Below are 24,356 nucleotides of genomic sequence, written 5' to 3'. Positions count from 1 at the left end.
CCAGGCCACCTGCCACGTCGAACACTCGCTGCGGCCGCTCCCGGACACCGGAGGCCCTGGCAACGTGCAGCATCCTCACAAGGAGCCACCCATGAACGTCGCCGCTTTCCTCGCAGGCACCACCGGCCGGGCCGTACGCGCCGCGGCGGGCATCGCTATGATCGCGATCGGCGCCACGGCCGGAGGCGCCTGGTGGATTTTGGCCGCCGCCGGGCTGCTGCCGCTGGCGGCTGGCGTGTTCGACTTCTGCCTGATCGGCCCGCTGATGAGGATGCCGCTCACCGGCACCGCCTTCCGCCGGCGCCTGGCCCCACCCCGCTGACCTCACCCTCGCCTGCCCGGCGCGCCCGACGCCCTCAAGCCGCCCGGGCCGGGGCCGTCAGAGCACCGCGGTCCGGGCCGTTTCCGCTCCGCGACGCGGACGCCTGGCCCGTCGGGTGGCGGGCTGCGGGCGCCATGTCGCGACCAGGGCGACGGCCAGGAGCAGTTCGGCGATGTCGCCGCCGTAGTACATGATCTGGGCGCCGCCCTGGACCTGGTCGACGGGGGCGTGGATGTTGATGCCGAAGCCGCCGTACATGAGCTGGGAGATCACCGCGTGCGCGGCGATCGCCACGCCCAGCACCACCAGCCGCACCGGAACACGGGGCCGGGCCGGGGCCGGGTCGGGTCCGGCGATGACGTAGGCGAACAGGCACCCCGCGAGCAGGAAGTGGGCATGCAGCAGCCAGTGCAGCCCCATGTTCGCCGACATCGTGTTGTACAGCGGCGTGAAGTACAGCAGCCCCAGCGTGCCGACGCTGAGCAGCAGCGCGGTGACCGGGTTCGCCAGGACGTGCACCGGCCGACTCTGCACCAGGCCGGTCAGACGCCGCCCTTGTTCGGCGGGCAGGTTGCGCAGCAGCAGAGTGACGGGCGCCCCCAGTACGAGCCCCAGCGGCGCGTACATGCCGATCAGCAGGTGCTGGAGCATGTGGCCTTGGAAGTCGCCGTGCGCCCACGATGCGATCGGGGGCAGCAGGCCGGCCGCCAGCAGCGCGCACCCGGCCAGGAACCATCCGGTCCGCCACCGGCTCCACCCGGCCTGCGCATTGCGCCGCCGCGCGCGGCCCGCCAGCGGCACATAGCCTCCGGCCAGCAGCACGACGAACACCGCCGGCAACGGAACGAGCGACAGTCATGATCGGTGAGCCTACCGACGGCCCGTGCCGCTGATCTTCAGCGGGTCGGTGGACGCCTGGCAGCCGCATCCGCTCTCGCCTGAGGCCTTCGGCGCGCAGGAGCAGGAGCGGCGACGCTGTCCGAGCCACCAGGTTCCGGCGGCGAGCACGGCCAGGACGACGGCGAGGGCGGGCAGCCAGCCCACCACCGCCCCGGCGCCGGCACCGACGACCCCGGCGGTGATGAGGACGGGCAGCGCGCAGCATGCCACGCAGGCCAGAGCGGCCAGGCCCGCGAGTGCTTTCGAGGCGCGCCCGGTGCGGGGGTCAGCAGCAGGGTCCGGCATGGCGGTTCTCCTCGGCGAGGTCGGTGAAGGGGATGGGGCAGCAGGCGCTGGACGCGCAGACGGTCAGGTCGTCGCAGCCCGCGTCGACGGCTGCGGCCAGGGCGGTGCGGATGGTGGTCAGGTCCGCGACCTTCGCGTCGACCTCGGCGAGCTTGGCCGCGGCGCGGTCCTGGAGCCCTGCCACGGGTCGTCCGTGGCGGTGGCGGCCGGCCTCCAGGAGTTCCGCGACCTCCTCCAGCGTGAACCCGAGCCGCTGGGCGGCCTTGATCACTCTCAGCGCGGTGACCGCGTCCTCGCCGTAGAGGCGGTGGCCGCCGTTGCTGCGTTCCGGTTCGGCCAGCAGGCCGCGCCGCTCGTAGTAGCGCAGCGTCTGGATGTTCACCCCGGCCGCCTCCGCGACCTGCCCGCTGCGCAGACCCGTGCTCACCGCTGCTCCCGGGCAGCGGCCGTCTGTGCGGCCAGGGCGTCCAGGACCGCCTCGTGCGCCTGGTCCACCGAGATGTCCAGACGGAGCAGGTCCTGGCCGGGGGTGGTGGTGAAGGTGAAGAACGAGCAGCAGCCGCTCTCGCGTTCCACCAGGTCCCGCACCCGCTCTTCCACACCTTCTCCGCCGGCCAGGTCAAGGCGCAGACTGAGCGGCTGGGGCCTCGACATGGAGGTCAGCCGCTCGGAGAACAGCGCGTCCCACTCCGCGACCCGCAGGGGCCGCTCCTCGGGGGGCAGCGTGCAGGACTGCGGCACCCACGCCAGGTCGTTCATCGCGCTCACTCCCGTCATCGCGTCCCCTGGGCGGGGACATCACCGACGGTAAACCTGTACCTGGGTACCGGATGCAAGCTCGTGAGCATGCGCCTGGTCATTCGTGGCGGGCGAGCTTGGCCGCGGAGACGAGCAGGATCGCGGCAAGCGCCGGGATGAGCACCAAGTCTGAGAACATACCCAGAAGCAGCCCGCCCAGCACGGCACCGGCGATCGAGCCGGCGGCCATCACCATGGTGAAGCGCAGGTTGGCACCGAGCACCGCGAAGCTGCCGTCACGGCTGTAGCGGGCGAAGGCCACCAGCGGCGGCTGACCACGCGCTGATCCGCCTGGCCATCATCAGGGCCAAGGGGCTCGGTCAGCGGCGGCGGAGTTCCTCGGACCAGTGCCGGAGCTGGTCTTCGAGGTTGAGGTTGTCGCCGCGAGCCACGGTCTGCAGCAACTGCGCGCACACGGTCGCTTCGGCTGCAAGGCCGACCGGACTGCCCAGGACGGGGAAGGCGTCGTGGACCCGGGCGGCGACGTCCTCCTGGAGCAGCGAGTAGGCGTAGAGCGTGGCGGCGTCGAATCCCTCCGGAGCGCGCCCCCATCCCTCCCAGTCCAGAAGCCGCAGCGGCGCCGCGGTGAGGTTTACCCAGTGCAGGTCGGAGTGGGCGGCGGTCCAGCGGGTCACGGCCGGGGCCGGGATGCCCACGAACTCGGGGATCGCCCGGTCCATGTACTGCTGCCGTACGGCGACGCGGTCGGTGTCGACGGCCGCCACCTTCTCCAGCGTCCCGGCGAGGTCCTCCCACCAAGAGTCGGGTAGCTGGAGGTCGCGCTGGAGGACCGGGTCGTCAGACAGGACCGGCTCATCGACGCGGGCCGACAGTTCCGCCCGGTAGGCGGTGGTGTCGTCGACGGTGTCGTGGACGGCCAGGAGGGCGGGCGTCTCCGTGGCAGGAGCAGGGTCATGGGCGACGTCGTAGTCGCGGGCGAAGCGGTTGGCCTCGAGAGCCGAGCCGGACATGCTGTGCAGCCAGAACCCGTAGGCGACCGACTCCATCTGCTCTGGCGACAGGTACAACACATGCCGGTTCGTGCCCTGCTCGCGCCGGGCCCCGCGCACCCGCTCCGCCAGCCCGGACGCAGGCGGCACCCGCAATTGGTCGGCGAGGGCGACGAACAGACGCAGCGCGGTCATCTGCGCCGGGATCAGCTCCACCCGTCGCAGCCCCGGCCCGGGGTCGTCCGGGGCGGGCTGGGGACGTAGACGGCTGTAGACGAGAAGGGCATGACCGCACGGGGTCGGACGCGCCGCCCATCGCACGGGACGGCCCTCCCACGCCGACAACTCCGCACGGTCCTCGCGGCCCGCCAGCTCCACCAGTCCCCGCCCGGCGAGGTTGAACACGCGCTGCTTGACCGGGCGCAGGTCCCCATCCAAGGCCCAGCCATGGCCGGCTGTCTCCTGCCGGTCGGCCACCTCCCGCAGCACCGCTACGGCCCTGTCATCGTGCAACGTCCCCACCCCCAAGCCACGGGATCACTCGTCCGCGTTGAGCGGTCCCAGCAGGGCAACGGGCGCCGGGGCGCTCAGGTCACTGCCGCCAGCGCGCGTGTGTGGCCGCGCCGTCGTCAGAGGCCGGCGTTCGCGATGCGGCGGATCCTTTCGCGCAAGCGGAAGCGCGGGATTGTCCGCGGCACGGTCGGCGACTTCAGAGGGTGGCTGGTCTGCATCGCTCCTCTGGGAATCGTGAGCGGCAGATGATCAACAGCGCCGTATCGGCCAACCCGCACCAACGTCCTGGTCCTGTCCGGACAACGGGGCGACCCGGGCGCCGGGCGCGTCCCACCCTGACCGGACTGCCCGGCGATCACCGCACCGGCCTGATCCGCCGCCGCACCCTGGACGGTGTGCTGGGCGATCCCACCCAGCACCACCGCGAGCACCCTGTACGGGAACTACCAGAGGTCGATGGGGACTGTCCGCGACCGCTCCCACAGCGGGCGGGCATGCCCAGTCCCCTCGCAATGAAAGCACTGGCCAGCCACGGGTGTGCGGGCGCCGGGAGTGCTGATGCCGAGGGTGCCGATGGATTCCCGCAGGAACTTGGTGAGGCCTGCGATGTGGCCGGTGTGCAGCGCCAGTTACTGCCGCCTGCCGACCGTGACCTCCAGCTCGATGTCGGGCACGAGAGCGAACTCGCCGATCCGACTGTCCCCGGAGAGGCCGCGCGTCACCATATTGATCAGTGCCTGTTTCTGAACTCACCCGCTACCAAAGCGAGTTGCTCGGCAGTCAAGGGTTGCTCCTGATTGCAGAGTTGGGGGTATGGATGAGACGGCGACGGTTGCTGCGTGGGACTGCCTGCGCTGGGCTGGTGAGCGTTCTCGTCGCGGGGACGGGATGCACGGGCCTTTCGCAGGGGGCAGAAGGGCCAGCCATGTCGGCCGCTGCCCGGTCCTACCTGTCGAAGGTGTTGGACATCATGGAGAAGAATGCGCTCCTGCGCCATCAGGTCGAGTGGACAGAGGTACGCCGCCAGGCGTTCTCGCAGGCCCGGGCCGCGCAGAAGCCATCAGACACCTACGACGCGATCCGCTCCGCCCTTCGGACAGTCGGCCACGGGCACAGTTCCTTCGTCGAACCCAACCAGGTGGCAAAGAGGATCGAAGCTCCGCCCGACTCCTCCTTCCGAGGGCCGGAGGCTCGCTCGCTGGGGGGTCACCTGGCCTACGTGTCACTCCCCGCGGTACAGGGATCTGACGCGGTGTACGAGCGGTATGTGCGGCAAGGCCGTGAGGCGGTCGCTAAGGCTGACCGTCCGGGGGCGTGCGGCTGGGTCGTGGACCTGCGCCATAGCCGTCGTAGCCCGCTACAAGTTCACCGCGCAGGGCATGTTCCGCGAGACGGCCGAACATTCTCGCGTTGTCGGTGAGATGCGCGAGGACGTGGCTGCGTGACCAACCCGGAAGGGCGGATGCCTCGGTGACCTGCTGGTCGCTCAGTCCGGCCACGAGCCTTTCCAGTGTCCGGTGGGCTTCGATCACTGCTGCGACAGGAGGTTGCATGACCCTCCGTCCTACAGGGCCGGGCTCTGGTTGAGGACTGCCGGGGCCTGGGCAGCGAGTTCCTTCAGTGGTTCACCGCTCAGCCGACATACCGTCCACTCGTTCAGCAGCTCCACGCCGAGCGACTTGTAGAAGTCGATCGTCGGTTCGTTCCAGGCCAGGACCCACCACTCGAAGCGCTCGTAGCCGTTCTGTTGACAGATCGCGGCCAATGAGGCGAGCAGAGCCTTGCCATGTCCTCCACCTCGGGCGTGCGACCGCACGTAGAGGTCCTCCAGGTGCATGCCGCGCGTGCCGGTCCAGGTCGAGAAGCGGGGGAACCACAGGGCATAGCCCACGGCCCGCCCCGTCTCATCGTCCTCAGCGATCAGTGCGGAAGCAGCGGGGTGTTCTCCGAACAGCGCGTCGCGGAGCTGCTCCTGGGTTGCTTGGGCCTGCTCGGCAGCCCGTTCGTACTCAGCGAGTTCGCGGATCATCGCGCGGATCTCCGCGATGTCGTCCACAGTGGCGGCCCGGATCATGCCGGAGATCATCGGCCACCGTACCGAGCCGTGTCCACCCGATTCCGCGCCTTCTCCGCGGCGTGAACCCGACGGTGGTCTTCGCCTCGACGGGGGATCTGCGGAACACGTCCGCAGCTGGGCCGACAAGAGCCTTGCGGCGCATCAACACGCTTGTCGATGCTGCCTCGATGATGACTTCCGTCGTTGCGTTCGTCGGTGCGGCCTTCCTGGTCGCCATGGTCCCAGGGCCAAGCACGGTCGTGATCCTGCGCCGAGCGGTGGTGAACGGCCGGAGGACCGGCATGGCCACGGTCCTGGGTAACGAGTGCGGGGTGCTGCTGTGGGGCCTGGCCGCGGCCTTCGGTCTCTCCGCCCTACTGCTGGCCTCGCAGGTCACCTACGACGTCATCCGGATCGTCGGCGCCGCGGTGTTGCTGTGGATGGGAGCGCGTGCCTTGTGGCAGTCGAGGCGAGCTGGACAACCGGATCAGGGACCAGCGGAAACAGCCGCGGTGTCGCTTCGGCGGGCGTACTGGCAGGGCCTCGTCACCAACTTCGCCAATCCGAAGGCCGGCGTGTTCGCCGTGTCCTTCCTGCCGCAGTTCGTGCCGCATGGAGCCCTGGCTTTGTTAGTGAGTTACGGGTTCTGGCACAGATCTTGGGGACCGGTCGCAGAGGGTGACAGTGTCGTTCGATTGAAAGGGTGATCACGAGCCCGGCTGTCCGGCTCGAGCACTCACCTCGTAGCCTCCGCGTATGACTGCTGATCCGTTCCAGTGCCGCTGCGTCCTCTGCCATGACTACGGTGACCGAGACGAAGCGGACTGCATGGATCTGACGATCAGCGAGAACGTGCAGCGGCACGGATGGCACGTCGTGATGGTTCCCGAGGACGACATCGGTCCTGGATTCGCCTACACGATCGGCCTCGCGCACACTCACAGCGCACCTGAACCGGCCATGTTCGGACTCGATATCCACGTCATGCACCGCATTCTCAACAGGCTCGGAGAGAAGTCCGCCGCAGGCGCTGTACTGGCTGACGGCCAGAGACATCCTGACGTTGTCGACGGTCACCAAGTCGCGCTCATGCGGGTTGATCTGCGCTGGTACCGGACTTTCTTCGGACAGGCCATCGGGTTCTACCGGCGGCCTCCTTTCCCTGTGCTGCAAGTTGCGTGGCCTGACGCGGATAACCGATTTCACTGGGACGAACTGGCTGAGGTGAGGCATCGGGGGTCACAGCCTCAGTTGTGGCTGCCACCGAGTGAGCACCCTGTCGGGATCTGGACGACCGAACTCTGACTCCGTGCCGGCCAAGCAACACCGTGGCGAGAAGCTACTGGAGCAAGATCATCTTGCGGAGCAGCTCGAATCCGGCTCGGCCGTAGAGTTGCCGCTTGATCTTCTTGATGCGGTTCACGGCGCCCTCGATGCTGCCGGAGCTCCAGTCCAGGCTGAGCCCGGCTGTCACAGCGTCGAGATCCCGGAGCAGGTGGAGCGCGAAGCCAGTGAGGCCGGGTAACTGTTGGCCTCGACTGCGTCGATCCAGGCAGGGAGCGTGGAGCCGAGGCGGTCGGTGAGTATCTCGCCGAAGTCGTGGACATGCCCGGCGGCCTTGTCCAGTTCGGGGCAGCGGGCCAGGACGTCCTTCATGCCAGCGCGGTCGTCCTCGCTCAGCGCGCTGGGGTGCCGGGTGAGCCAGCCGGTCACCTGCCGCACCGTAGGCGGCCGGGGCGGCGCCTCGGACGGAGCGCCACGCAACGTGGCGATGTGCGCGCGGACCATGCCGTAGGTCAACTGACGACCGGCTGGTCGCAGGAACTCGTCGGCGGCACTCTGTCCGGCCTGGTCCTCTCCGACCGTCTCCGATCTCGACTCTCCCTCGGACCGGCATGGGTCCCCTTCCGCCCGAGCTACCTGTGGATTCCCCCATGCCACGACGTGATCCACGCCGTCCACAGCGGCGGAAGCCTTGTGCACTCCAGATGATGAACGGCGCCAGCTGGAGGGCGCCCCTCGGCTGGACCGTGTCGGAGCCCAGTGGCCCGCTCGAGCCGTTTTCCGTCGACGTGGTGCCGCTCGACACCCGGCGCTCGGGCGTACCGCTGACGCGCCGGGAGGAGGCCCGCCTGGCGGCCGCCACCAACGAGGCGTTCGGGAGGCTCATCACCGCCGGCATCGACTTCGCCGTTCTGGCAGTCACCGCGCCCAAGGGCCCGATCACCTTCGGGCCCGCCCTCAAGTCGAAGGACGACGTGCTCCGTGAGCGCGCCGAGGCCGTGATCCGGCAGTGGGAGGCCGACGGTCGCCCACTCAGCGTGATCTATCTGCCAGAGCCGATCAAGTTCCGGTCGACGCCCGGCGCCTGGATCGACACGGCCGCGCTCGAGAAGGAGCTCCGCCGCCGGTGCCGCCTCGTCCTGGATGCGACGGTCGTTCAGCGACTCTGCAACGCAATGAGGATGTCGGCTTGTGACTTCATCATGGCGGGGTCCGCCTGCGGCATGAACGTGCGCTTTTTCGACGCCGGGAGCTGGCTGCCGATGTCGGCGTCCGCCACGGCGGTAACGGTCGCCTCGCCTGCCCGGACGGTTGTGATCAAGGAATACGTATCGGACGTGAACCCGTCGAGGTCGACCGTCCAGTGCATCCGGAAACTCACCGAGGTGTCGCCCAGCGCGTCCTGACTCGCCACGCGTTCGATGTCCGCAGTCGCGGGCGTGCCGTCCGAGCCCATGAAGGCCGACGACGGGCAGGCCGTCAGAGCCTTGTTCAAGGAAGCCAGGTAAGCCTCCGCGCCTTCTGGGCGGAAGCTGGAGAACGTGAGGGTCTCGGTCGGCGGGGCGAAACCGGAAGACGATATAGGGACCCAGGCGCTGGCGGCGGACGTGGTGGGAGTGCCGGCATGTGCATTCCAGAGCGGTAGGCACGCTTCAGGCTTCACACGTGAGACGCCTGGTCCGGCGGCGGCGCTCGACTTGGGCGTGCCGGTGACCCTGTAACCCGGCAGAGCCCCCTCCACTGGCAGCGCGGCCGCCAACTCGGCAGCGCCGAGTGGGCGCGCGCCCGCAGACGGTGTCCTCGAACGATCGGAAGACGTCCCCGACCGGGGTTCCGTATCGTCCGGCCCTGAAGAACAGCCTCCGACGAGAAGAAACAGGGCGCCGGCTGCTGCCAGGGCCAAGGAGGAACGATCTCGGTTCGGCCACATGCAGATCCCCATCATGAAGTGTCGAATGGCACGGAGTGTACGCACTGATCAACTTGCGCCTGCCGGTCATGTGGCGGGCATCGTCCGTCGTCGAGGAGAGCGGTGCACGATATGTCCCGTCGCCAGGGCGGGACTTCGCTTACGACCGGGCTGCGCGACGGGAGGTGTGGTCGTCGTCGCCTGATCACCTGTCCATGATCGGACCCGCTGCGCCGGTCCGGAGAAAGTTGCGCGACTGCTCCTCGATCTTCTGATTCCGGGCGCGGCCGGCAAGGAGACGGCGCAGGCGGCGGCAACAGCGGCGGCGGAGCCGGAGCCCGCCGCGCCCTCCGACTGAGTCCGGCCGTGAACCCTTTCGGGGGCTGCGGGTAATGAGGGGTGTCGCCCATCGACCGATGAGGTGACAGCCCGTCGACAGACACGGAGACCGTGTGAACAGTCCACCCGCCAGATCCGGCGACGACGCCCGCGTCATCGCCGACTCCCTGGACCGCCCCGAGCTCTTCGGCGAGCTCTACCAGCGGCACGCGGCCGTGATCCACCGGTACGCGGCCCGTCGGCTGGGCGAGGAGGCGGCCGAGGACATCACCGCCGACACCTTCCTGAGCGCGTTCCGCACGCGCAGGCGCTACGACCTGGCGCGTCGCGACGCCCGCCCCTGGCTGTACGGCATCGCCGCCAACCTCATCGGGAAGCAGCGCCGTGCCGAGGTCCGGGCGCTGCGCGCGCTCGCCCGCACCGGACTCGACCCGGTGGCCGCGTCCTGGACCGACCGCAGTGACAGCCGGGTCACCGCCCACGCCGCCCACGGGCTGCTGGCCGGTGCGCTGGCCGGGCTGTCGCGGGGCGACCGGGACGTCCTGCTGCTGGTCGCCTGGGCCGACCTCGGCTACCAGGAGGTCGCCGAGGCCCTGTCCATCCCGGTGGGCACGGTGCGCTCACGCCTCAACCGGGCCCGCAGGAAGGTCCGTCACACCCTCGGGGGAGCCGACCCCACCCTCGTACACGACGCCACGGAGATGATCGGCCATGGATGAGATGACGACTGTCCGCGGCCTGCGGGCCGACGCTCCCGTACCCGACCACGCCCGGCTCGCCCCGGCCCGGCAGCGCCTGCTGGCTGAGATTGCCGGGCCGCGCCGCGACCGTTACGGCTGGCGGCTCAAGGCCCTGGGCGCGGTCGCCGCGGTGGTGGCCGCGGCGTCGCTGTCCACGGTGACGCTGCGAGCGGACCACTCGGCGCCGGCGAAACCCGCACCCCGGCCGAACCAGTGGGTGTACCAGCACGTCCGGATGGACGGATGGCAGTGCGCCTACACGAAGAGCGGCGGCGAGTACAGCGAGATCGGGGTGCTTGATCTGTCTCCCCACGCCGGGCGGGCCTGCAGCGCCACGCCGACGAAGTCCCAGTTGTCGGACCGGTGGGTCCGGTACGACGGCAACGCGTGGGCGGGACCGGGCTGGAGAGGGAACAGACCCGACGCCGCCCTCGGTCATCACGCCTGGGAGATGCTCGCGCCGCAGGAAATGGACGCCCTCGTGGCGACGCTCCCCGACGACCCCGACGCCGCCCTGCGGACAATCCTGAAGAAGTCCGTGCCCAGCCGGTCGAGCAGCGCGTGGCGGCTGACCCAGGCCCAGCGCGACTTCGACGAGATCCTGGAGGTCCTCTCCGGATCCGCCGACCTCCCGCCGGACAAGGCGCGCACGATCCACCGGATCATCATGGGCCTGGACGGAGTGACCGAGCCGGTGAAGGTGACCGACGGGGCGGGCCGGACCGTCCTCGCGATCGGCGTCGACGGCAACTTCCGTGACTACTCCTTCCAGCGCAACGGCATCCAGGTCCTGCTCGACCCGGAGACGTACGCCTACCGGGGCGTCCGGTGGGTGGCCGGGCTCGGCTACTACGCGGGCGGCAAGGCCTCCGGGGGGCCGTTCATCGCGAAGGGCACGGTGATCGCCATGGAGACCCGCGTCGCCACCGAGATCGTCGACGGGGCGGGGAAGCGCGGCTGACGACCACGCCACCTCGGTCGCCGCCGCGTGGTCAGGCGGCCCCGGCCAGCAGGCAGTTGACCAGATAGGTCAACTGGGCCGGGGTCCTGGCGTCGGCGCACTCGCCCCCCGCGATGGCCACCCCGAACTCGCACTCCAGCCAGCCGGTCGTCTCCAGCAGGGCCGGGGAGTCCTAGCCCAGGTCGGCATCTGCTCGCCGCCGACCCCGCGGCCGCCGTGGATCACCGCGGACTGAGGGCGCCTGCCCCTTTTTCGGCTGGTGAAGCTACAGGACCTGGACGGCCCGCAGCGCCTGGTCCACGCGGTGCATGGCGTCGGCGTCGACCGGGCCGAGACACTTCGCACCGTCTCGGCACCGTGTGCATCGCCGTCGTCTGGCTGCCCGGTGAACAGCGAGACGGTGACGGCTACCTGAATGCCGCTGGACTGGTCTAGGGCGGTGATCGACTCCTCCCACGTCCGGGCCGCCCGCCGGGGCCCAAAAGCGGTCCCAGCCCGGTCGACCGCGCACGGCCGGGCAGCAAGCACCACGTCCTCACCGACGGACAGGGGCATCCCGCTCGCGGTGTCCCTGACCGGCGGGAACCGCAACGACGTCACTCAGCTCCTGCCCCTGCTCGACAAGGTGCCGGCTGTCGCCGGGGCTGTCGGCAGGCCGCGCCGACGGCCCGACATGCTCTTTGCCGACCGCGGCTACGACCACGACAAATACCGGCGCCTCCTGCGCGAGCGCGGCATCCGGCCGGCGATCGCCGAACGGGGACAACCGCACGGCACCGGCCTGGGCACCGTCCGCTGGGTCGTCGAACACACCATCGCCTGGCTCCACGGCTTCCGCCGACTCCGCATCCGATGGGAGCGACGCGACGACATCCACGAAGCCTTCCTCGGCCTCGCCGTCTGCCTGATCACCCACCGCCACGTCCAACGCCTATGTTAGCCTCGCGCTTTCATGAAGCGGGCTGTCCGGCAGGCGGTCAGGAAAGCAGAAAGTGCCTCTGACCAGCAAGAATGAGGATTGTCGAGGTCCTTGTTCCTGCCACCGCCGGAGGCACTTCCCAGGTGAAGCACTCTATCGGGTCCTATCCCCGTGTCCGCGTCCAGGACGACGGCCGCCAGGTCGTCTCCCAGGCCGGGACGGTCCTGCTCGTCGAAACGGCCCGCAAGTCCGGTCTTGACCAGGTCATATCGGCAGCTCTGGCGCCGTGGCGCAAGCCGCGGGCCGTCCACGATCCCGGTAAGGTCCTCCTGGATGTCGCCCTGGCGGTCGCACTGGGCGGGGACTGCCTCGCGGATGTCGCCATGCTGCGGGCCGAGCCGGCCGTCTTCGGTCCGGTTGCCTCCGACCCGACCGTCTCCCGCCTGATCGACACCCTCGCCGCCTCCGGCGAGAAAGCTTTGCAGGCGATCCGGTCCGCACGCTCCGAAGTCCGTGACCGTGTCTGGTCGTTGGCCGGTGAGAATGCCCCGGACACCAATGGTCAGGTCGTCGTCGATCTTGACGGCGTCCTCGTGATCGCGCACTCCGACAAGGAGGACGCGGCCGCGACCTGGAAGAAGACCTACGGCCACCATCCGCTGACAGCCTTCGTCGACCACGGCCCGGGCGGAACCGGCGAGCCGGTCGCGGCCCTCCTCAGGCCGGGGAACGCGGGCTCGAACACAGCAGCCGACCACATCACCACCGCCCAGCTCGCCCTGGCCCAGCTGCCCAAGCGCTACCGGCGAGGGCGGCAGACGCTGATCCGCACGGACTCCGCCGGCGGCACCCACGACTTCGTGTCCTGGCTCGCCAGGCGAGGACGATGGCTGTCCTACTCGGTCGGCATGACGGTCACCGAGGCGATCCACGAACACGTGCTGAAGGTCCCCGCCCCGGCCTGGACGGCGGCCGTCGAGACCAATGGTGAGGTCCGTGACGGGGCCTGGGTCGCCGAGCTCACCGGCAAGCTGCTGGACGGCTGGCCGGAGGGCATGCGACTGATCGTCCGAAAGGAACGACCCCACCCCGGAGCCCAGTTGAGGATCACGGACGCGGACGGCATGCGGATCACGTGCTTCGCCACCAACACCGCCGGCCGGCCGATCGCCGAACTCGAGCTCCGCCACCGGCTGCGGGCCCGGGCCGAGGACCGGATCCGGGCCGCCCGGGCCACCGGCCTGCGCAACCTGCCCCTGCACACCACAGCCCAGAACAAGGTCTGGCTCGAGATCGTCCAGATCGCCCTCGACCTGCTGGCCTGGATGCCCATGCTCGCACTCACCGGCAAGGCCAGGCTCTGGGAGCCCCGCCGCCTGCGGCTCCGCCTGTTCACCGCGGCCGGACAACTCGTCACCACCGGCCGCCAGCGGATCCTCCGCCTGGCCCGGCACTGGCCCTGGACCGGCCACATCACCGCCGCCCTCGAACGGCTCGCACTCCTGCCGAACCCCGGCTGACCAGCGGATTCACCCATCCCTACGACAGCCCTTCACTCCCCGGAGCAGTGGAACCCGGCGCCGCCCCGAGACGACACTCGGGCCCTCGGCCTGCCCACCCCCAACTCACGGCACGAAAACGGGCCACCGACTCCGTCGGCGGCCCGTCACGAAACTTCGAGGTTAGGAGTTCTTAGTGGACGTTAAGTCCGATCTTTCTCGGTTCGTGATCGCTCGATCGAGCCGATGATCACGGCCTGGAAACAGGACCGGGTGGCACGGTCAGCGACCGGAGATCCTGGATCCTGTGATCTGCGGGAGGTCGTGAACGTGATCTTCTATCAGAACCGGACGGGCTGCCAGTGGCGTTATCTGCCCCATGACCTGCCGTCCTGGTCGGCGGTGTTCTACTACTTCGGCCTGTGGCGCCAGGACGGGCTCGACCAGCGGATTCAGGAACTCCTGCGCTGCCAGGTACGGGAGAGAGCCCGGCGATTAGAGGACCCGTCCCTCGTGATCATCGACACCCAGTCCGTCCGCGCGGCCGCGGGTGTCCCGAAGACCACGACGGGACTGGACGCCAACAAGAAGGTCTCGGGCCGCAAGCGGGGACTGGCCGTGGACGTGCTGGGGCGTCGAAGCCCTGGTCCTCACCCTGGAGCGGCAACGCTGAAGAAGCTCAATGGTTATCTCGAACCTGCATTTCCCACGGCGGGCTACAAGGACCAGTTCCCCGGGTAGACATTGATTACTCTTCTCGGGATTACTGACCTGAAGAGGGAAATCGATTCAGTGATCGATTCCAACTCATAGAGCGAGCGAAGAAACTCCCGAAAGTTCGACTCACAAAAGTTCGAGAGACCAAAAATAGCGAGAATAAGGGGAGTCTCATCAGCCTCAACCACGTCCGCATAGCAATCAAGAAACGCGTCCCAATTTTCGCCGTAGTATTCTGGAAACTTATAAATCTTGCCGAGCAACACGAGGAATTTATGCTCCGTGACAACATTTGTCGCGTCAACCTCCAGAAGGTCGACACCGGCGCCGCCAAACTCACCTCTAATTCGCCTATATTCTTCTTCCTTAATCAGGAATGGACGCTGTCCTATATTGAGGCTCGCCGCTCCGAGGTCTTCCCACCGGGCCAGCCTTCGACGTGCCGCGACCACATAGGGGTCGTCCGTATCGGCGGGAGCCGACCTCAGCAGCGCCCACTTTCCTCTCGCGCCGTTATCTTCCATACCGCCCACAGTTGCACTCTTCCCTAATAGGTGTCCACGAGCCGGACTTGTAGTGGGGCGTGTATCAGGCTTCACCCCTCTGTCCGATGACGATGCGCCCCATGCCGCCCCGCCTTGCGCCAGCCTCAGTCGGCCAGACGTCCATCTCGGTCCAGTAACCGAGAGGCTTATCACTTCCGCCACCGGGGATGTTGTGCCCCCGATATACGCCGACGTTGTCCACGTCGATACCGCCTTGCATAACGCCAGCCGGAGGCTTACCGGTCTTATCGAAAGCATCTACAACAGTCTGTATCTGATCATGCAGGTAGTCGTCAACCGCCTCGAGATTCAGCGGGCAGCTGTTGTGAACGAGAACGGGGGCCGCACCTACCAGCACATAGTACGTGTGGAGGTCGCCGACTGTGAGGTTCCAACGGTTGGCGGATCCCGGTGTGGGCCGCGCGGAGATGACGTAAGCGTGGTGGCCGGTGGCCGTGTTGAGAGTGTCGCCGCGGTGGAGGTCACCGGCGGGGACCCATGCGTGAGTGGAGTCGTTCCAGAAGGGATGGTTGGCGGTTGTGTGGAGAGTGGCGGTTTTGCCATCCTCGCCGCGAAAGGTCAGATCGAGCAAGTCGTAGTCGCGGTTGAGCAACACGTGTTGGACCGTGCGGGCGCCTACGTGCTTGCCTGTCTTTTGATCGGCTGCTTCGACCTTGTCGCCGACCTCAATCTCACCGATGGGCTCTGTCTTGCCACCCTCCATGATACCGGCGTGTCTGGTGAGAAACTGCATGGACGGCCTCGGGAGCCGGACCCTCGGGAGCCGGTGCTCCCCTCTCCGAACCTAATGCCTTCGCCAGCGGCCAGAGCCATGACGAAATCGTCAGCAACCCCTAGGGCGCGTTCCCAAACCCGGGCATCCTTCTTGCATTCTTCCTCATTTATGACGCAGTAGGTGGCAGCAATCTCCTTTGCTCCGGCTACATCATCCGGGTGGTCAAGGTAATAGGAATATGCACGATTACAGGCGAGGCGGCCGTAGCAAACAGTTTCCGGTTTACCGAAGACATTCGTTTGCGGTGCCCAGTAACCGCCCCCCGTGGCTGTGAGCTTGTTACTGCTGAACTGATAGTAGGAACTCCCCAGCCTTCGCGCGTTGTTTGACGACGGGGTTGTTGAAGCTACCCAGCCCTGGTGTGTGCCGGCCTTACTGTTACTGGGGGTGCTACCCGAGTTGGCGTGGTCACGCATCGCGGCGTTGACGCTGGCCCTGTTTCCCGGTGTGGCATTTATGCATGACGGGCAATTACGTGTCGGGCAGTCAGGTCCTGCGCAGAGCCCGGAGGGGTCACTGTTCGTGATCGGATTGCCTGCGGCGTAAGCGTAGCCGGCGAGTTGTTGGTCGTCAGTGGTTTCGAAAAGGGGGTCGAGGCTGGTGAAGCGGCCGAGGGTGGGGTCGTATTGGCGGGCGCCGAGTTGAGTGAGGCCGGTGTTCGCGTTGTCGGGTGCGTTGAGGAAGCCTCGGTTGTCGATCCAGGTGACCGCGGTGCCGCGGGTGCCGCCGTAGGGGGTGAACTGGCGCCATGTGGGGGTTTGCGCGGTGGAGTCCAGGTAGAGGCCGCTGGTGCCGTGCGGGTCGCTGATCTGGAATTTGTAGTTGGTGCCGGTGCCTGTTCGCACTACGGTGCCGCCGCCTGGCAGAGGTCGTGTCCAGGAGTGGCCGGTGGTCGCGATCGGAGCTTCAGAAGGCGGGATCGGCCGCTGCGGCCGGCGCAAGGCAGTTCGACCGGGACGCCAGGTGCTCTACCAGTTGGTCAGGTCCACGAGGAGATCGCAGTGTGGGTCGTCCGAGGACGGCCTGTGGTGCTGGGCTTCCCCGATGAGGCTCGGAAGGGAGGCGATCAGGGCGGTGGTCGTGTCGGTCAGGCGAACGTCGACACCGACGATGCCTGGGCGGTCGGGACGCTGCACGTACAGGCGCAGCAGGCTGTGCTCCAGCATCAGGAACCCGACCAGGAAGGGGTTGTCCTCGTCGCCTGGGTCGGACAGGGCGCGTACGACGGTGAGGGTCTGGCCGTACTCGTCTTCGGGGTCCGGGGTGATTTCCTCGGGGTGGAGGCGGATGAGTGTCATGCCCATGGTTTCGCTGATGTCGCTCGTCCCGTAGAGCTGAGTGCCCGTCAGCACCGTGCGCAGGAGGCCGGGGATGTAGTACGGGGCAACGGTGTCGTGGGGGATCTCGTAGAGGAAGGTGGTGCCGTCCTCGTTGTCTCCGGCATGGACGGCAACACGGACGGCGCCGGGGGCGGGCAGAACTCCGTGAAGCCGGCACCCCTCGGCCAGGGGGCTGTTGAGGTAGTACAGCAGCAGACGGCTGACGGCCGCTTGCTGCTCACGGTCTTCAGAGTCGATCACTGGTTCATCCATGCGGGACACTTGTTGTGGGGCTGGTTGCGGCAGAAGGCATTGATGACGCCGATCTTCTGTCCCCGACCGGCATCGTACTTCTGGACCGTTGTCTTACGCGTGTACTGAACGATTACCACGAACTTGACCTGGGCCGGGTGCCCGCCGGTCCTGATGGCGACACCGTCGTACTCCAGGCGTCCGTGACCGTTGTCCCGGTCGACCTTGTCACTGCGGCGACCGACGGCAATCCGTGCGCCGACGCGCTGCGGGAGCTGGGCGCACGCTGGGACTGCGTGTTCACCGCTCTGCCTGGCGTCAGCGCGACGGCGCGGATGGTGAACGAGGAGCGGTGACCGGGCGTGCCTGTCGGCCGGAGCCCCGAGTGGCAGAGCACAACGTCCGGCATTTGAGTGGTCGCGTGCCTGTGCTCCGTCCGGGGTGGGCTCCATGACGGGCACCCGTCGTCGCAGAACTCCTTCTACACTCGAACAGGTTCGGCGCACCCAGAGAGGAGTCTCCAGGGTGCCGGAACCCGGTGCCAGCTTCATTACACCGCGGCTATGCCCTCCATGCCGGAGTCGGCGAAGGCGGGCAGACCGGTGGCCGTGGTGACCTTGGTGAGGGAGCCGTTCTTACCGACGCGGAAACCGTCGACGGTGCCGGAGGTGCCGTTCTGTACGTACAGGAACTTCTCGTCCTGTGTCACCGCCAGGTCGATGACTCCCTGGGACATGGCTGACGGCGGGGTAGCGATGCCGACGTCGTTGGTGAGCGCGAGCCTGCCGTGCCGGTCGGTACGGTAGCCGGTGACGGTTGAGTTGCCGGTGTTGCCGCCGTAGAAGAAGTCCCCGGCACGCTCGAGCCAGCACAGCGTGTTCTGGCCGTTGGTCAGGGGCCTCTGGACGACCTTGAGGCTGCCGTCAGCGCGCACCTTGTAGGTACTGACCGTCGACTTCTCGGCCTCTGCCACCAGCATACGGCCCGCCGTATCGAAGGTGACCGCGAACGGCACGCCGCCGGCCGAGTCGTTGATCTTCGCGCGATGCGCGGGGCGTCCGTCGGGTCGTATCGGGAACACCTCGATTGTGTTGGCCGACTTCGTGGTGACGACCAGTTCACGGCCGCCCGGAGTGAAAACAACCTGGCCGGGCGAGCTGCTGAACAACGGCACCTTGTCGTTCTTCAGCCCCAGGGAGCGATATGAACCGCCCAGCGGCTTGAGTCCGTTAGCGGTGATCTTGAAGCCCTGGACACTGCCTGCACCTCCCGCGTTCATGACGTAGGCGAGGTTGCCGGACACCGCGATCGACGAGGGGAAGTCTCCGCCCGAGCGCACCACATGCCGGTCCGTCAGCTTCTGTCCCTCAACCCTGAACGAGGTCACGGTGCCGCTGCCCGCGTTGACTGCCAGCAGCAGATGCGAGCTGCGGTCGTAGACGAGTGAGCCCTGGGAGGCGAGGGAGTCGGTGGGTGCGTCGACCTGGTCGCCGCCCTGCCCGCCGGTCGCGTAGGTGTTCGAGGCCGTCAGCTTTCCGTCCTCGTCGCGCTTGAAGACATGGATGGTGTTTCCGGCGAGCTCGTTGCCCTGCACGAAGACAGCGTGGTCGGCTCCCGCCTTGGCACTCTTCGTTGTCGCGCTTTCGCCTGCGCGGGGGACTTCGTCCGCCGAGGCGATGGCCACCGTGGTCGCGACCGCCGCCGAGGCGAGGATCCCGGCCCCGGCGATGGTCATCCGGACCTGCGTTTTCGACCTGCGCCTGTTGTGCCTGCTCACGTCTGACTCCTCGTACCTCGCCGCCACCACCGGCCGGTGACGTGCAGAGCAAGAGTCGCCTGTGGGGCGGATGAGTTGAACGTGTTTGGTCTCTGCGTCAGCTTCTCGTAAGAACTTCCGCTCGCCCCGGAAGACTCGATGCCGGTCTGGTGTGCAACTGACGATCAACGATTACGCCTGGGTCGTGGTCTTCTGCTTGAGGCGTTCGTAGGGGGCCTGGCCGCCGAGGCCGCCGTGGGCCAGCCGTTGACCGTGGCGTTGACGGTCGCCTCGTGCCCCGCGTTCAGCAGCAGCACGGCCGTCGAGATCAGTTCCTGCTCGGTGAGCCGGTCGCCCTCGTCGTGCGCGGCGATCAGACCGGACACCACCGGGGCGGCGCGGGCGCGAGCGCGGTCCGGATGGGAGAGGCCGCGTGGGCGGCGGAGCGGGCGGCACAGCATCGGTGGGCCAAGGTGGTTCTGCCGCTCCTGGCGGCGGCCGCCGCGGTGGTCGGCTGGGCCGTGGGCACCGTGGGGAACTGGCAACTCGGCCTGGTGGCCGCGCTCGTCGTCGGGCTCGGCGTCCGGCGCCTATACCGGCGGGCCCACAACAGCTGGGCGGTGGGTGCCGCCGTAGAGGCGCGGACGGCCAAGCTGCTGGCCCCGCTCGTCCGCCGGGGCCACGCGGTGGTGCTTCACGATCGGGCGGCCAGGGAGCGCGCCAACCCGGACCACCTGGTCTTCACGGCCGCTGGCGCCGTGTACGTCGAAACGAAGAACTGGACGTCGGACAAGTCCCAGCTGACCGTGCAGGGTGGCACCCTTCGCCCGGCCACGCTTCAGCGTAGGTGCATGCATACAGCGCTGTATGGGGCTGTTGGAGGACGCGGGACCCGACGGGCTCTGGGGACGCCGGGTACGAACGTCGCACAGGCGACACTGAGCCAGGTCGGGATGCCACGAACCGTGGAGCGGATTGATCGCTTCGAACGAGTGAACATCGGCGTGGGTGCCTTTGCGGTCCACGATTCTCCTGTTATCCGGGCATCGGTGTCTTGTCTCGTCGGCTGCGCAGCAGCGGCGCGAGGGAACGGGTGTCCTGCCGGTCACTCGTTCGTTGATCTCCGTCTCGGCCGGTCCGGCCCGTCTGCATCCTGAGATCGGATCACGGCGACCTCACGTTTCGCCGCCCTTGGCCCCGGCCGGGCCACTCGTCCCGCCTCCTGGCGGACCCGCCTGCTCCAGGCATGCCCGCCTGGGTCGGCTTCGTCTTCGACCGAGCCACCGGAGTACGACACGTGAACCACCGCACTCGCAGCACTTTGTCCGCGCTGGCACTGACTGCGGCTGCCGCTCTGGCGCCAACCGCGGCCACCGCCGCCGAGGACGTCGGCCCCCGCGCGGTACCGGCCACATCCCTGCCCGCCCCGTGTACCGGCGAGTACCAGGGAGATGCGCGGCTGGGACCGCAAATCCTGCCCCGCTCGTGGGAAGCACCGGTCGGGCCGTTGCTGAAGCACTATCAACGCATGGGTGAACTGTCCCCGCGGGCTTTCCTGGGCAAGTACTGGAAGGACGACAGCCCGCAGGGACCGGGCGGGTGGAAGTACCCGCCGAACGACGGGTTCGCCGAGACCAACTCCGGCCAGGCCGACAAGCACGTCGAGGTCCTCGAGCCCGGTGAAAGCCTGGACCGCTTCGGCTCCGAGTACGGCTCGTACCTGGCCCCTGCCGGCGACTCCTACGCCAAGCGGGCCCTGCCGCCGCAGAACCTCAACACCCGCGACCCGAAGTACCCCTGCGACTACCACCGCTACGCCGTGAAGCAGCCCTTCCTCGTCTGGCAGGGCCGCATCGCCCCCTGGTTCGAACAGCCCGGCGGCGGCCAGCAGATCAAGCTCGACCCGGCCCTCCTCGACCCCGGCACGGGTGAGCGACTGAACGTGAAGTGGCTGCTGGACCACGGCTACCTCGCCCCTTCCGCCGGCTGAACCCGGCCGGCCGGTGGACCGCAGATGTCTGCGCACCGTCCTGCGCGCCCGGGGCGTGCGGGACGGCCACTACTACATCGAGGAGGTCCACCAGCCCTCCCCCCTGCCCACCGACTTCATGTATCTGCGCCGGTCACCTGCCCTTGCAGGCATGTGGGAGACCGGCGCCTACGAGCGAGGCACCTGAGAAGTCACCGCCCAGCACACACGCGAAGAGGACGCATGCACCTACCTGCTGCGGTTGCTGACCGACGACTGATGGGTCCGGCCGGCACACGTTGTCGTCATTCATACGACCAGGCCTCTCAGTTGTTGTACGCGGCTGACGTGAGATGCCATCCGTGGTTGTCGCCCAACCAGGACCACACACGCTCCAGATCAGCCCTCCTCATGCCACCAGCACCGGACCGAGCGGCGTGGGAGACGAAGACTCGTTGCTCAGATTCTGGCCGTGACAGCCGAAGGCCGCTTCCTCGCCCCGTTCCCGGCGAGCGGTGTCGAACACGGCTCCGGCGAGGCTGCTGATCCCGGCCACCGGGCCAGCAGATCACTCCGGAGCGCGCCTTTCCCCGCGGTCGGGCCGCGCCGGTTGGCCGGCCGGTTGTGCTTGCCGAGTTCTTCCGGCACCGCCGCGATGCGCGACGTTCACCCCCGTGCGGAAATGGAGGCGAGGTGTCGACCGGTCCGGCAGGCGGACGCTAGGGAGCCCGAGGCAATGGGAAAGTGGAAGGCGCTGGCCGTGCTGGGCACGGCCCAGTTCTTGATGGTCCTCGATACCGCCGTGATGAACGTGTCCATCAGCCGGCTGGTGGAGGACTTCCACACCACCGTCACCGCGATCCAGACAGTGATCGCCCTGTACGCGCTGGTGATGGCGGCGTTCATGATCACCGGGGGCAAGCTCGGCGACCTGCTCGGCCGCCGCCGCGCCTTCGGTCTCGGGCTCGTGGTCTACGGGGTCGGCTCGGCGATCACAGCTGCTGCGCCGGTGCTGTGGGTGCTGGCGCTGGGCTGGTCGGTCATCGAAGGCCTGGGCGCCGCGATCGTCCTGCCCGCCTTGGCGGCGCTGGTCGCGGGATCCTACCGAGGCCGGGATCGCGCGCTGGCCTACGGGGTCATCGGCGGGCTCTCGGGCGTCGGCATCGCCGTCGGGCCGCTCCTGGGCGGATGGGTGACCACCTATCTCACCTGGCGGCTGGTCTTCGTGGGTGAGGTGGTCGTGGTCGTCGTCATCCTCGCGCTGCTGCGCTGGATCGAGGTCCCACCGGAGGCCGCCCGGCGGGTGCGGCTCGACGTCGTCGGCGCGGTGCTGTGCGCGGTGGGTCTGGCGGGGATCGTGCTCGGCATCCTGCAGAGCAGTTCCTGGGGCTGGCTGCGGCCGAAGGAGTCGCCGTTTACCGTATTCGGGTTCTCCGCCACGCTGTTCGTCGTGGCGGCGGGAGGCGTGGTGCTCAGCCTGTTCGTCAGCTGGGAGCGGCGTCGGGAGTCGCGCGGCGCGGACCCGCTGGTCCGCCTGGAACTGTTCCGGGTGCCAACGTTGCGGGCCGGGCTGTTCATGCTGCTGATCCAGAGCACGGTCCTGCTCGGCCTGTTCTTCGTCATCCCGCTCTACCTCCAGGTGGTCCAGGAGTTCAGTGCCTTCCAGACCGGTCTGCGGCTGCTTCCCGTCTCGGCGACCATGCTGGTCGCCGCCATGAGCGGCTCCGCGCTGGCCCGCGTCGCCTCGCCCCGGACGGTGGTGCGCTGCGGTCTGCTCGTCATGCTCGGGGCCGTCGTCTGGCTGCTGGCCACCGTCAAGCCGGTGATCGACGACCTCTCCTTCGCTGTTGCCATGGCCCTGCTCGGGCTCGGCATGGGTCTGCTGGCGTCACAACTGGGCAACGTCGTTCAGTCCAGCGTGGGCGAGAAGGCACGCAGCGAGGCGGGCGGCCTGCAGAACACGGCCCAGCAGTTCGGCTCGGCTCTGGGCACGGCCCTGATCGGCGCCATTTTGATTGCCGCCCTCGCCGGAGCGTTGAACAAGCAGATCGAGGCGGACCCGCGGATCTCCCAGGCGGTACGTCAGCAGGTCGGCGTGGCGCTCGAGGCCGGAGTGCAGTTCGTGCCGACCGACCAGGTGTCCACCGCATTGAAACAGGCGCAGGTGCCCCCCGACCAGGCCCAGCATCTCGTCGATGCGTACGCCGCCGCGCAGCTCAACGGGCTGAAGGCCGCGATCCTCGCGGCGGGCGGCATCACGCTGTGCGGCTTCGGCTTCACCCGCCATCTGCCCGCCCGGCGGCTCACCGCGGAGAAGGACGTCCCGAGCAAGCAGGGGTGAGCTCCGGGCGCACTCTGCAAAACCGGAAGCCGTCGTGCAGGTGGGGTGAGCGGGCCACCGATCCCTTTATGCGCTGGCACGAATACCGCCGCCCTGTGTGGCCACGGGAAACAAGCAGCTGACGTAGTGCAGCACCCGCCGTCAGGGCGCTGTGGCTGCCAGAACCCGGTAGGCGCCTCCGGGCCATGGGCGCACAAAGCCAGCGAGGCTGGCAGAACAAGCACCGTTGCCGTACCAGGCCTTCTTCCGGCTCGTGACTTCTCCGGCTCGTGAATTCTGTGAGAAGCATTGACGCCGGCGGCCGGATCTCTATGAGGCTCTTCGAGTTGGCCACCGATCGGGTGATGGGCCGTGAAGCGCAACGCGCGAGGCCCCCGGGCTGTTGATCGAGATGTCTGACGTCTCAACCACGCTGCTCAGGGGCCTCATTGGTCATCTATCCTGCCGCACTCGACCTGCCGCATGCACTCGTGGAGTGGGTCACCATGCTCATCGTCACCCGTGAGGGCGACCGACGCTGCAAGCTCCGCCCGTCCCAGCGCGCGATGGTGGCACTGGTGTACCTGCGCGAACACACCACTCTGGCGAAGATCGCCGCTGGATTCGGGATCAGCGAGTCCACCGCCCACGCCTACACCAGCGCGGTCGTCGGCCTGCTCGCCGCACGTGCACCGGGCCTGTTGAAGACGCTGCGCGAGCACGAACCCGACTTCGTCCTGCTCGACGGCACCCTCGGCGAGCGCGACCGGGTCGGCGACGGCCGGGCCGACTACTCCCACAAACACCGGCGCCACGGTGTGAACGTGCAGGTGGTCACCGACCCCGGCGGCCGGCTGCTGTGGCTCTCGCCCGCCCTGCCGGGCCGCACCCATGACCTGACCGCCGCCCGCACCCACCGGATCAACCGGATCCGCGAGCGCCAGGGCGTTCCCATCCTGGCGGATCTTGCCTACCAGGGCGGTGGCCCCTGGCTGACCACGGCCATCAAGCGCAGACCCCTGCAGGAACTCACCCCCACCGAGAAGACCGTCAACCGGGCCCTGGCCGCGGCACGGGCACCGGTCGAACGAGGCGACGCCCGCCTGAAGTCCTGGCGGATCTTCCGCAGAGCCCGCTGCAGCCGAACCGCATGACGTCAATCGCCAAAGCCGTCCTCACCCTGGAGCGGCAACGCTGAAGAATCTCA

Annotated in this window: 28 protein-coding genes and 3 pseudogenes; 16 read left to right on the top strand and 15 right to left on the bottom strand. The window is 68.2% G+C overall.

Going from position 1 to position 24,356, the window contains the following annotated elements:
• The first annotated feature begins 91 nt into the window (after positions 1-91).
• Positions 92-322 (top strand): YgaP-like transmembrane domain, encoded by a 231-nt coding sequence (locus tag OG802_RS35050; RefSeq protein WP_329416856.1) that lies wholly within the window; start codon positions 92-94, stop codon positions 320-322.
• 57 nt (positions 323-379) lie between these two features.
• On the opposite strand, the gene OG802_RS35045 is transcribed toward OG802_RS35050, so the two are convergent.
• From OG802_RS35045 to OG802_RS35020, 6 genes are all read right to left on the bottom strand, one after another.
• Entirely contained in the window at positions 380-1,153 is a 774-nt protein-coding gene (locus OG802_RS35045) for a cytochrome c oxidase assembly protein (RefSeq protein ID WP_329416855.1), read from the bottom strand.
• A 39-nt stretch (positions 1,154-1,192) separates the two neighbouring features.
• Positions 1,193-1,507 carry a hypothetical protein gene (locus OG802_RS35040; protein WP_329416854.1) on the bottom strand — a complete coding sequence of 105 codons (315 nt, stop codon included), beginning with the start codon at positions 1,505-1,507 and terminating at the stop codon, positions 1,193-1,195.
• The gene (locus OG802_RS35035; protein WP_329416853.1) at positions 1,488-1,934 is read right to left on the bottom strand and encodes a MerR family transcriptional regulator; all 447 of its coding nucleotides are present in this window, start codon (positions 1,932-1,934) and stop codon (positions 1,488-1,490) included. Before OG802_RS35035 ends, OG802_RS35040 begins: the two co-directional genes overlap by 20 nt.
• A complete protein-coding gene (locus OG802_RS35030; RefSeq protein ID WP_329405929.1) occupies positions 1,931-2,284 on the bottom strand; it encodes a hypothetical protein in 354 nt (117 codons plus the stop codon). The genes OG802_RS35035 and OG802_RS35030 overlap by 4 nt, the downstream gene beginning before the upstream one ends.
• A 79-nt stretch (positions 2,285-2,363) precedes the next feature.
• Positions 2,364-2,567 (bottom strand): hypothetical protein, encoded by a 204-nt coding sequence (locus OG802_RS35025; RefSeq protein WP_329405930.1) that lies wholly within the window; start codon positions 2,565-2,567, stop codon positions 2,364-2,366.
• 58 nt (positions 2,568-2,625) lie between these two features.
• Positions 2,626-3,768 carry a DUF6417 family protein gene (locus OG802_RS35020; RefSeq protein WP_329405932.1) on the bottom strand — a complete coding sequence of 381 codons (1,143 nt, stop codon included), beginning with the start codon at positions 3,766-3,768 and terminating at the stop codon, positions 2,626-2,628.
• A 512-nt stretch (positions 3,769-4,280) separates the two neighbouring features.
• Between OG802_RS35020 and OG802_RS35015 the strand changes: the two genes are divergently transcribed.
• On the top strand, positions 4,281-4,565 hold the full coding sequence (locus tag OG802_RS35015; protein WP_329405933.1) for a hypothetical protein: 285 nt from the start codon (positions 4,281-4,283) through the stop codon (positions 4,563-4,565).
• Between the two features lie 495 nt (positions 4,566-5,060).
• Here OG802_RS35015 and OG802_RS35010 read toward each other — a convergent pair whose 3' ends face one another.
• Both OG802_RS35010 and OG802_RS35005 read right to left on the bottom strand, forming a co-directional pair.
• Positions 5,061-5,321 (bottom strand): maleylpyruvate isomerase N-terminal domain-containing protein, encoded by a 261-nt coding sequence (locus OG802_RS35010; protein ID WP_329405935.1) that lies wholly within the window; start codon positions 5,319-5,321, stop codon positions 5,061-5,063.
• Between the two features lie 11 nt (positions 5,322-5,332).
• Complete coding sequence (locus tag OG802_RS35005) at positions 5,333-5,842, bottom strand: GNAT family N-acetyltransferase (protein ID WP_329416864.1); 510 nt, start codon at positions 5,840-5,842, stop codon at positions 5,333-5,335.
• A gap of 134 nt (positions 5,843-5,976) precedes the next feature.
• Here OG802_RS35005 and OG802_RS35000 point away from each other — a divergent pair, with 134 nt between their 5' ends.
• Together OG802_RS35000 and OG802_RS34995 are read left to right on the top strand one after the other, a co-directional pair.
• Positions 5,977-6,531, top strand: a complete 555-nt coding sequence (locus OG802_RS35000; RefSeq protein ID WP_329405937.1) for a LysE family translocator — start codon at positions 5,977-5,979, stop codon at positions 6,529-6,531.
• A gap of 49 nt (positions 6,532-6,580) precedes the next feature.
• Positions 6,581-7,129, top strand: a complete 549-nt coding sequence (locus OG802_RS34995) for a DUF4262 domain-containing protein (protein ID WP_329405939.1) — start codon at positions 6,581-6,583, stop codon at positions 7,127-7,129.
• A gap of 165 nt (positions 7,130-7,294) precedes the next feature.
• On the opposite strand, the gene OG802_RS34990 is transcribed toward OG802_RS34995, so the two are convergent.
• On the bottom strand, positions 7,295-7,537 hold the full coding sequence (locus tag OG802_RS34990) for a hypothetical protein (RefSeq protein WP_329405941.1): 243 nt from the start codon (positions 7,535-7,537) through the stop codon (positions 7,295-7,297).
• A gap of 278 nt (positions 7,538-7,815) precedes the next feature.
• On the opposite strand from OG802_RS34990, the gene OG802_RS34985 reads away from it, so the two are divergent.
• From OG802_RS34985 to OG802_RS34960, 6 genes and pseudogenes are all read left to right on the top strand, one after another.
• Positions 7,816-8,514: a hypothetical protein gene (locus OG802_RS34985; RefSeq protein WP_329405942.1), complete on the top strand. Its 699-nt coding sequence runs from the start codon at positions 7,816-7,818 to the stop codon at positions 8,512-8,514.
• Positions 8,515-9,469: 955 nt separating this feature from the next.
• Entirely contained in the window at positions 9,470-10,075 is a 606-nt protein-coding gene (locus OG802_RS34980; protein WP_329405943.1) for an RNA polymerase sigma factor, read from the top strand.
• Position 10,076: 1 nt separating this feature from the next.
• Positions 10,077-11,057, top strand: a complete 981-nt coding sequence (locus tag OG802_RS34975; protein ID WP_329405945.1) for a hypothetical protein — start codon at positions 10,077-10,079, stop codon at positions 11,055-11,057.
• 415 nt (positions 11,058-11,472) lie between these two features.
• Positions 11,473-11,997, top strand: a complete 525-nt coding sequence (locus tag OG802_RS34970; protein WP_329405947.1) for an IS5 family transposase — start codon at positions 11,473-11,475, stop codon at positions 11,995-11,997.
• 122 nt (positions 11,998-12,119) lie between these two features.
• A complete protein-coding gene (locus OG802_RS34965) occupies positions 12,120-13,496 on the top strand; it encodes an IS1380 family transposase (protein WP_329405949.1) in 1,377 nt (458 codons plus the stop codon).
• A 225-nt stretch (positions 13,497-13,721) separates the two neighbouring features.
• Positions 13,722-14,108, top strand: a pseudogene (locus tag OG802_RS34960) (transposase); the annotation flags it as partial.
• Positions 14,109-14,191: 83 nt separating this feature from the next.
• Here the strand turns inward: OG802_RS34960 and OG802_RS34955 are convergent.
• The 4 genes from OG802_RS34955 to OG802_RS34940 all read right to left on the bottom strand — a co-directional run bounded on the left by OG802_RS34955 (position 14,192) and on the right by OG802_RS34940 (position 17,113).
• Positions 14,192-14,716: a barstar family protein gene (locus OG802_RS34955; RefSeq protein ID WP_329405951.1), complete on the bottom strand. Its 525-nt coding sequence runs from the start codon at positions 14,714-14,716 to the stop codon at positions 14,192-14,194.
• A gap of 64 nt (positions 14,717-14,780) precedes the next feature.
• Positions 14,781-15,491 carry a polymorphic toxin-type HINT domain-containing protein gene (locus tag OG802_RS34950; protein WP_329405953.1) on the bottom strand — a complete coding sequence of 237 codons (711 nt, stop codon included), beginning with the start codon at positions 15,489-15,491 and terminating at the stop codon, positions 14,781-14,783.
• On the bottom strand, positions 15,374-16,378 hold the full coding sequence (locus OG802_RS34945) for an RHS repeat-associated core domain-containing protein (RefSeq protein WP_329405955.1): 1,005 nt from the start codon (positions 16,376-16,378) through the stop codon (positions 15,374-15,376). The genes OG802_RS34950 and OG802_RS34945 overlap by 118 nt, the downstream gene beginning before the upstream one ends.
• Positions 16,379-16,501: 123 nt before the next feature.
• Complete coding sequence (locus OG802_RS34940; protein WP_329405957.1) at positions 16,502-17,113, bottom strand: hypothetical protein; 612 nt, start codon at positions 17,111-17,113, stop codon at positions 16,502-16,504.
• A 26-nt stretch (positions 17,114-17,139) separates the two neighbouring features.
• On the opposite strand from OG802_RS34940, the gene OG802_RS34935 reads away from it, so the two are divergent.
• Positions 17,140-17,460 carry a hypothetical protein gene (locus OG802_RS34935; RefSeq protein WP_329405960.1) on the top strand — a complete coding sequence of 107 codons (321 nt, stop codon included), beginning with the start codon at positions 17,140-17,142 and terminating at the stop codon, positions 17,458-17,460.
• A gap of 194 nt (positions 17,461-17,654) precedes the next feature.
• Here the strand turns inward: OG802_RS34935 and OG802_RS34930 are convergent, their stop codons facing one another.
• Together OG802_RS34930 and OG802_RS34925 are read right to left on the bottom strand one after the other, a co-directional pair.
• Positions 17,655-18,881 (bottom strand): lactonase family protein, encoded by a 1,227-nt coding sequence (locus tag OG802_RS34930; protein ID WP_329405962.1) that lies wholly within the window; start codon positions 18,879-18,881, stop codon positions 17,655-17,657.
• 239 nt (positions 18,882-19,120) lie between these two features.
• Positions 19,121-19,249 (bottom strand): annotated as a pseudogene (locus OG802_RS34925) (cytochrome P450); the annotation flags it as partial.
• 30 nt (positions 19,250-19,279) lie between these two features.
• Between OG802_RS34925 and OG802_RS34920 the strand changes: the two are divergent.
• The 5 genes and pseudogenes from OG802_RS34920 (at position 19,280) to OG802_RS34900 (ending at position 24,347) form a co-directional block, all read left to right on the top strand.
• Positions 19,280-20,017 carry a nuclease-related domain-containing protein gene (locus OG802_RS34920; RefSeq protein WP_329405964.1) on the top strand — a complete coding sequence of 246 codons (738 nt, stop codon included), beginning with the start codon at positions 19,280-19,282 and terminating at the stop codon, positions 20,015-20,017.
• A gap of 89 nt (positions 20,018-20,106) precedes the next feature.
• The gene (locus OG802_RS34915) at positions 20,107-20,850 is read left to right on the top strand and encodes a TNT domain-containing protein (protein WP_329405966.1); all 744 of its coding nucleotides are present in this window, start codon (positions 20,107-20,109) and stop codon (positions 20,848-20,850) included.
• 13 nt (positions 20,851-20,863) lie between these two features.
• Positions 20,864-21,037 carry a hypothetical protein gene (locus OG802_RS34910; protein WP_443055148.1) on the top strand — a complete coding sequence of 58 codons (174 nt, stop codon included), beginning with the start codon at positions 20,864-20,866 and terminating at the stop codon, positions 21,035-21,037.
• A gap of 528 nt (positions 21,038-21,565) precedes the next feature.
• Complete coding sequence (locus OG802_RS34905; RefSeq protein ID WP_329405968.1) at positions 21,566-23,170, top strand: MFS transporter; 1,605 nt, start codon at positions 21,566-21,568, stop codon at positions 23,168-23,170.
• 428 nt (positions 23,171-23,598) lie between these two features.
• Positions 23,599-24,347, top strand: a pseudogene (locus OG802_RS34900) (transposase family protein).
• Positions 24,348-24,356 lie beyond the last annotated feature (9 nt).

The organism is Streptomyces sp. NBC_00704 (assembly GCF_036226605.1).
GTDB lineage: Bacteria > Actinomycetota > Actinomycetes > Streptomycetales > Streptomycetaceae > Streptomyces.
Note: the sequence above shows the minus strand (reverse complement) of the source record. Positions and strands in the feature narration are given on the sequence as shown.

Excerpts from the sequence above, each read along its gene's own strand:
- OG802_RS35010 (WP_329405935.1), bottom strand. The coding sequence starts at position 5,321 with ATGCAACCTCCTGTCGCAGCAGTGATCGAAGCCCACCGGACACTGGAA.
- OG802_RS34905 (WP_329405968.1), top strand. The coding sequence starts at position 21,566 with ATGGGAAAGTGGAAGGCGCTGGCCGTGCTGGGCACGGCCCAGTTCTTG.
- OG802_RS34950 (WP_329405953.1), bottom strand. The coding sequence starts at position 15,491 with ATGCAGTTTCTCACCAGACACGCCGGTATCATGGAGGGTGGCAAGACA.
- OG802_RS34920 (WP_329405964.1), top strand. The coding sequence starts at position 19,280 with ATGGGAGAGGCCGCGTGGGCGGCGGAGCGGGCGGCACAGCATCGGTGG.
- OG802_RS35030 (WP_329405929.1), bottom strand. The coding sequence starts at position 2,284 with ATGACGGGAGTGAGCGCGATGAACGACCTGGCGTGGGTGCCGCAGTCC.
- OG802_RS34985 (WP_329405942.1), top strand. The coding sequence starts at position 7,816 with ATGAACGGCGCCAGCTGGAGGGCGCCCCTCGGCTGGACCGTGTCGGAG.
- OG802_RS35040 (WP_329416854.1), bottom strand. The coding sequence starts at position 1,507 with ATGCCGGACCCTGCTGCTGACCCCCGCACCGGGCGCGCCTCGAAAGCA.
- OG802_RS35005 (WP_329416864.1), bottom strand. The coding sequence starts at position 5,842 with ATGATCCGGGCCGCCACTGTGGACGACATCGCGGAGATCCGCGCGATG.
- OG802_RS34970 (WP_329405947.1), top strand. The coding sequence starts at position 11,473 with ATGCCGCTGGACTGGTCTAGGGCGGTGATCGACTCCTCCCACGTCCGG.
- OG802_RS34975 (WP_329405945.1), top strand. The coding sequence starts at position 10,077 with ATGACGACTGTCCGCGGCCTGCGGGCCGACGCTCCCGTACCCGACCAC.
- OG802_RS35050 (WP_329416856.1), top strand. The coding sequence starts at position 92 with ATGAACGTCGCCGCTTTCCTCGCAGGCACCACCGGCCGGGCCGTACGC.
- OG802_RS34955 (WP_329405951.1), bottom strand. The coding sequence starts at position 14,716 with ATGGAAGATAACGGCGCGAGAGGAAAGTGGGCGCTGCTGAGGTCGGCT.
- OG802_RS35015 (WP_329405933.1), top strand. The coding sequence starts at position 4,281 with ATGAAAGCACTGGCCAGCCACGGGTGTGCGGGCGCCGGGAGTGCTGAT.
- OG802_RS34995 (WP_329405939.1), top strand. The coding sequence starts at position 6,581 with ATGACTGCTGATCCGTTCCAGTGCCGCTGCGTCCTCTGCCATGACTAC.
- OG802_RS34915 (WP_329405966.1), top strand. The coding sequence starts at position 20,107 with ATGCCCGCCTGGGTCGGCTTCGTCTTCGACCGAGCCACCGGAGTACGA.